This window comes from Flavobacteriales bacterium (genome assembly GCA_013214975.1).
In the GTDB taxonomy this organism is placed as follows: Bacteria; Bacteroidota; Bacteroidia; order DT-38; family DT-38; genus DT-38.
In genome coordinates this window covers 1-6,610 of the sequence record JABSPR010000108.1, presented here as the reverse complement: position 1 = coordinate 6,610, position 6,610 = coordinate 1, and the positions used below count along the sequence as shown (strand labels likewise).

The 6,610-nt window shown below is 36.6% G+C and carries 5 protein-coding genes; 1 reads left to right on the top strand and 4 read right to left on the bottom strand.

Annotated features, from left to right (window positions below):
• The 4 genes from HRT72_04335 to HRT72_04320 form a co-directional block, all read right to left on the bottom strand.
• Nucleotides 1-1,964: hypothetical protein (locus HRT72_04335; GenBank protein ID NQY66936.1), on the bottom strand; the 1,964-nt coding region annotated here is incomplete at its 3' end.
• Nucleotides 1,965-2,062: 98 nt separating this feature from the next.
• The gene (locus HRT72_04330; GenBank protein NQY66935.1) at nucleotides 2,063-3,235 is read right to left on the bottom strand and encodes a hypothetical protein; all 1,173 of its coding nucleotides are present in this window, start codon (nucleotides 3,233-3,235) and stop codon (nucleotides 2,063-2,065) included.
• Nucleotides 3,236-3,353: 118 nt separating this feature from the next.
• Nucleotides 3,354-4,352, bottom strand: coding sequence for a FecR domain-containing protein (locus HRT72_04325; GenBank protein NQY66934.1), 999 nt, complete (start codon nucleotides 4,350-4,352; stop codon nucleotides 3,354-3,356).
• Between the two features lie 42 nt (nucleotides 4,353-4,394).
• Entirely contained in the window at nucleotides 4,395-4,970 is a 576-nt protein-coding gene (locus HRT72_04320) for a sigma-70 family RNA polymerase sigma factor (GenBank protein ID NQY66933.1), read from the bottom strand.
• A gap of 276 nt (nucleotides 4,971-5,246) precedes the next feature.
• Here HRT72_04320 and HRT72_04315 point away from each other — a divergent pair, with 276 nt between their 5' ends.
• Nucleotides 5,247-6,251 carry a bifunctional oligoribonuclease/PAP phosphatase NrnA gene (locus HRT72_04315; GenBank protein ID NQY66932.1) on the top strand — a complete coding sequence of 335 codons (1,005 nt, stop codon included), beginning with the start codon at nucleotides 5,247-5,249 and terminating at the stop codon, nucleotides 6,249-6,251.
• The last annotated feature ends 359 nt before the right edge of the window (nucleotides 6,252-6,610 follow it).

Here is a 6,610-nt window from a genome sequence, read left to right as displayed (position 1 = left end):
GCTGTATTTGCATTTGCATAAGTATATGTTAAAGGGTCACATACGTATGTCCATTGTTCCAGAATATCCCAATCTGTTCCATTTTGTTTTAGAATATGCTTTGTGATTAATTCGTCGTTCGTACAGGAATTGAAATACGCATTTGTAAGGTGGTTATTAATTAGTTCCAGTACTATCGTATCGTTTGGAGAATAACTGTTCTTGTTGGATGTTACACTAACAGCTTCGCATGGGCTTATCTGGTATGATGGCAAATTACATCCGCAAGAGTTTCTTACACTATAGATATCAGAATAGAAACTATCGGCAATAACCAATGTTTCGCTCGTGTCGCCAACTAAGGCAATTCCGTTCATATACCATTGGTAGTCGGTACAAGTATTATTGGAATATGCCAATACGACGTTGCTGTCGCACAAACTACCCGATTGATAAATATGGTCGTACGGATCCATTACTATGGTGCCAACGGGAGTAACTTCAACCGGATACGGATATGGAACTATTACAGGAGGGCATGTACATGCAACTGGTGGAGTAGGAAGAGGCCATTCCCAAGTAAAACAAGAACATTCTATGTCATTTAAATCTATTGCACCATCGCCATCATCATCAATACCATTATCGCATATTTCAGTACACGTTGTAACAAAGTATCCGGAAATAAAACAACCTAATTTGGTGTAGTAGCCATTACCATACGAATTATCGGAAACAGCCAGTGTTGATCCTGTCTCACCAATTAGGGCAATACCATCTTTATACCATTGACCCGATACCGAATCTCCAACAGTTAATACCAAATTATTACTACATACATCTCCATTGCTTGTTGTAAGGACGGCCGGTGCCATCCAAGCCGGACAAGCTATTGCACAACCCCAAGTGTCATTTAAATCTATCAACCCATTCCCATCGTCGTCAATTCCGTTATCGCATATTTCGGGATTACAGCCCATGCTAAACGATGAATTAGCATCTATAAATGTCCAATTATTAAATGACCAAGAAGAATTATCAACCGAGATACAGCTTAAATTAGAATTACCTATCGCACTTAATGTCATATTGGTATTGTTTCCATTTTGAAGATTTAACGACATCAAATTATTATTGGAAAGCATTAATTGTGTTAATATGGAATTGTTCGAAACGTCAATTGCCGTTATTGAATTGGCAACTGCAGATAGGGTAGTCAAAACGGTATTGGCCGAAACATCTAAAGACGTTAGCTGATTGTAATCGCATTGGATGTAATCGAGCACCGTATTCTGTGAAAGATCTAAACTCGTTAAGGAGTTGTAGTAACAATGAAACCCTGTAAGGGCAGTTAAACTAGATACATCTAAAGTAGTCAGTGAATTATATGCGCAAAGTAATTGGATAATTGCTGTATTGTTAGCGAGGTCTAAATTGGTTAATGAATTTTCTGAACACCAGAAGTATTCTAAGACTACATTATTAGTAATATCTATATTACTTATTGAGTTATCGTCGCATCTAAGTGTTATTAGTGCTGTATTGGTTGATATATCAAGCGAAGTGATTCCGTTACTTCTACACGCAAGGAATTCGAGGGCAGTGTTTGATCCAACATCCAAATTAGTTAACGAATTATTGTCGCATTGAAAAAAGGTTAGCGCTGTGTTGCTCGAAATATCGATGCTCGAAATAGAATTGTTGTTGCAATACAATTCGGTTAACATGGTAAATTCTTCTATTCCAATAAGATTCGATATGCTTTTATAGGAAGCATCTATCGTACCTGTATAAGCGTTTGCTTCAGATACTTGAATTTCACTGTCGCTGTTTAGATTAATAGAAGCATTGCCTACTAGATATGACTTGAAGTTAGCATCTGGTATATTAACATCCTGCGCTATCGAGAACGAATTATTAAACACGAAAAATGCCATGAGCAAAATGGAGAGCAATGTGCTTAGGCTTGGTTTTATCGTTGTCATTTTTGAAAGATTTGGTTTATTCATGATTGGCCCTTTTTAAGTGCTATATACTTAAGACACCAAAAAGTAACATGCTCTTTAATTTTATTTAATCTTTTTTAAAATTTATAACTAACTCCTGTTCCTATACCAATAAAATCAACCTTTTGGAGCGGGAAGTGATTTTTTGAATACATGGGTTGAATGCCTTTTATATACGTAAAATTGGCCCATATAGTCATATTTTCTACCAATTGATAACCCCCATTTACACCCGTTTGTAAAGAGAAGAATGTATTGACAGAAGCATTGGTAATATCTTCAACGATTCCGTCCTTATTCATCAATTGATCTTGTTTTTTTAGCAGGATGGAAGTGGTTATGCCGGTCATTACGTTAACGGTAAATTTTTTGCTTTTAATAATTGTATAGGATATCTCTAAAGGGATTTCAAGATAAGAGTAAGACCCTTTAATGTTGTCGTAGTGGATAAGCGTATCTGACCTTTCTACCTCCAAACTATCGTATACAAATACAGACTCGGACCCAATTAAATAAGAAGTAGCAACGAAAACAGAATCCAATGTGTAGTTGTTTACGGTGGAGTATTTAGAATCTGTCTCATCCGTAAAATTCACTTTTTTCATGCCCAAGCCAACACCAATTTTTCCAACATGGTAGTTCAATTTAAAGCCAAATCGAATGGCTGAGTTAAGGCTTTGATTAAATTCTACATTATCGATTTCCTTGCTTTTCGTATTTGATAGGGGAAGGAGTAAGTCGGTATTTGTATTTAGGGAAAAGAAGTTTTTGCTTTTCTTTTGAATTTTCGGTTGGGGTAATACAGGATCTGGAATAAACTCTTCAACTACTACCGGAATTATTGTATTAATTATCTCTATTGGTTTAGTTTCTGCACTATCTATTACAATAATATCATCTGCTTTCTCTGCGTTAATTGGAATGGACTTCTTTGTTGTGTTCGTGTCTGGTTTTACAGCAATTACAACCTCGTTCTCATCTGTTACCTCAATACTTTCAATTGTGTCTGCTTTGAAAATGGTATTGTACTCTTTTGGCTTGTAGATAATAATATTGTCATCGAACGATTGGTATTCGATGTTGTAGTTGGTAAAAAGAAAATCAAATACTTCTCTTAATGATTCGTCTTTTACATCAATCGAAATTCTTTCCGATGCTGGAATTAAACGGCTATTAAACGTGATGGAAATGTTGGTGGTTTTGGCAATATCTAGCAATACCTGATTGATGGGTTGATTAACTTCTTGCAAGCTAAACGTGGTGCTTAATATATCGGTTTGGGCAGTTGTAGTTAGGGAAGAACAAAGAAGGACAAGGACAATGGCCTTTTTGTAAATGAAATTTAAATTAGATCGATAGCTCAAAAAATCAGCACCCCTCACCAGTAATTACTATTTCTTCTTGTTGGTCTTCAATTGTTAATCCTAATGTCATTTCTAATAATTTAAAAATTTTGGATGCTTCGAAATTATTATAACTCGCAGTAACTCTACAAGAGGATAGCGCTTCGTTAGCAAGCGTAATATTAATGCCATAGACTTTATTCATTGTAGAAACTACTTTATCTAAAGTAGCATCCTCGAAGGTTAATACACCATCATACCAATATAAATAGTTCATGTTATCATTATTGGCTTGGGTTAGATTCTTGGTATTAAGAACAGTTCCTTTTTCGTTTGCCGTTAATATTACGCCTTTGTCTTGTCTTGTTAAATACACCTTAACCGTTCCTTCCTTAACGGTTACTACAACAGAATCGGGGTTGTTGGCATTTACATTGAACGCAGTTCCCAATACTTTAATACGCACATTGCCCGCTTTAACAATAAATGGTTTGGTACTGTCTGGTTCAATTTCAAAGAATGCTTCTCCTTTCAATTCAACAATTCTTTTGTCTGCCGAAAAGGATTTGGGGTAGGTGAGTTTAGAATTTATATTGAGTTTTACATCCGAGTTATCCATCAAATGTTCTTCAGTTTTTTCAATAGTGTTCGTTTCAATCACAGCCATTTCAACAATTACTACTTCTTCGCTACCCAAGAATTGATATCCGATACCAACGGATATAAGTATAGCTGCTGCAATTTTAAGAAAGGTATAGTTTGAGTTTGATTCCGAAGAAATTGGAATCACCTCTTTGCCCTCTGTAGTTTCTATAAACTTGTTGTAGTACTTGTCTGCATCTAATTTATCATAGAACGATTTATCCATTTCAGTAACGTCGTAGAGTTTCTTCATTTCGTTAAAGAGAGACTTTACGCCAGCATCCGACACAAGCAGTTCGTCTAATTGCTTTGCCTCTTGTTCAGATGCATCGCCCAGAAGTACTTTCTGAATGAGTTCGTTGTGTAAATTGTCGTTGTCCATTTTGTCTTGTTATTAGTTAGACACCAAATTGATGTGGCCTCTTTAATTATTTAGCGTATTTATTAAAAAGAAAATAAAAACGGTTAAGTACTCCTTCAAGTGAATGTGCAGTTGTACCATCACTTTGCCGATGTTGTATTGCACTTTGCTAATAGGAATATCTAACTGTTTGCCAATTTCTTGCGTGGTTAAACCTTCAAACCTATTTAGTCTAAATATTTTCTGTCGCAATTCATCTTCTTGCTCCAAAACCTGATTTATTTTCAAGAGTAATTCTTGCTCGCTTGTGTAGTCTGGCGTTTTTATATCCTCGTTGGTTTCAACGGCTCCATCTATCCGTTTCTGCTTTCTGCTTTCGTCGCGTATGTAATTAAGGCTACTGTTATACACTGCTTTTAATAGATAGCTCAGTATTTTCTGGTCGTCTTTAATATCGTTTCTCTTTTCCCACATCTTAATAATCATTTCGTGGGCTAGGTCTTGGGATGTATCGATGTCTTGAATAATTTGGAAAGAACGCTTACATAGCAGAGGGAAGTAGTGCGTGTATACATAACGATATGCCTCGTTAGATCCATCTCTCAGTAAAGAGGCTATGTTGTTATCTTGGATATTCATCTGCAAATAGTTGCCTGCAATAATACCACTAATCTATATAATGCACAGATACTGAATAATCCCGTACGTACGGGATTAAATGTAATAAGTATGTCGCCATTTACTTTAGGCTTTGTTCTCAGTGATTATATTCTCTAACGATTTCGTATTGAGTAAGATTAGCTGTTAAACCTTTGACAGGTGAAATTCTTAGTTCCTTTTCATTTTTATTGTAGTATTAAAAGACACACTTTTGCCGACTTGCTCCAAGATTATTAAAAACTAAATAGATTTTACATGAATATATTCCAAGAAATAGAAGCTGAAATTAAAGCCGCCTCAAATATTGTGATCACAGCGCATAAATCTGCTGACGGTGATTCAATAGGCAGCTCATTGGGTCTATTACATTTTATTGAAAAGCTTGGTAAAACAGCAACGGTTTGTCATCCAGACGCGGCACCTAGTTTTTTATATTGGATGGATACTTCGTCTTTTCTTTTATTTACGGATCAACCAGAAGAGGTTACCACTGCATTTGAAAAAGCAGACTTAGTGTTTTGTTTGGACTATAATGCTACAAACCGAATTGGACCGGATATGCAAGCCTTGCTAGAAGCGGTAACATGTAAAACAATAATGATCGACCATCATTTAAATCCGGAGGAATTCCCAACATTAACAGTGTCGGATACCAATGCTTCTTCTACATCAGAATTAATTGTTGAGCTAATTGAACAATCTGGTAATATAGCCCTGCTCGACCAGAAGATTGGAACACCTTTATATCTTGGTATATTAACCGATACCGGCAGTTTTAGGTTTCCTTCTACAAAATCTCGCACACACGAAGCATTGGCAAAGTTGTTAACCGCAGGCGTTGAGAATCATTTGGTACATGAAGTACTAAGCGATAACAACACTGCTAGTCGTTTGCGATTGCAAGGATATGCTATGTGCGAAAAGCTGGAGATTATGGAAGACTACATGGTGTCTGTTATTTCATTGTCGAAAGAGGAATTAGCAAAATATAATTACCAAAAAGGGGATACCGACAACTTAGCAAACCAAGCTTTGTCTATTAAAGGAATTAAGGCGGCAATTGTATTTTCAGAAAGAGATGGCATCATGAAAATATCTTTCCGCTCTAAAGGGGAGGAGAACCCAGTTAATGTTATGGCAGAAGAACACTTTAATGGCGGTGGACATGCCAATGCTTCAGGCGGAATGAGTGATTTATCCGTAACCGAAACCTTGGATAAAATTAAAAGCTTAGTACCAGAATACTTTTCCGTTCTGTAGTACGGATTTGTTTGATGCCCGTCCGGCATAAGGACATAAAAAGAGAGATTCTTCTACGTCCTAATAGCGGACGGCCACTTCCTTTTTGGCTTGACCAAAAAACGAAGGAAAAAACTCAAGTCCTCCAATTCAGTTCTATTAACACCTTCATGAGCGCTAAGTGCGGCTGGTTGATTCCTGAAGCAAGTTCAGGACTTCCCAGTCTTACTAAGTCCTCATCTCGATTAATAATAGCCCTTCTTCTAATGGACGTTGGCATCCGTGTAAATATGATGAGTTCCCCTCTTTTTTAGAGAGGGGTTAGGGGTGAGTGTCTTGTACTGATATAGGTTGACAGATTTGTATGTTATTTCTGCTCT

Excerpts from the sequence above, each read along its gene's own strand:
- HRT72_04320 (NQY66933.1), bottom strand. The coding sequence starts at position 4,970 with ATGAATATCCAAGATAACAACATAGCCTCTTTACTGAGAGATGGATCT.
- HRT72_04315 (NQY66932.1), top strand. The coding sequence starts at position 5,247 with ATGAATATATTCCAAGAAATAGAAGCTGAAATTAAAGCCGCCTCAAAT.
- HRT72_04325 (NQY66934.1), bottom strand. The coding sequence starts at position 4,352 with ATGGACAACGACAATTTACACAACGAACTCATTCAGAAAGTACTTCTG.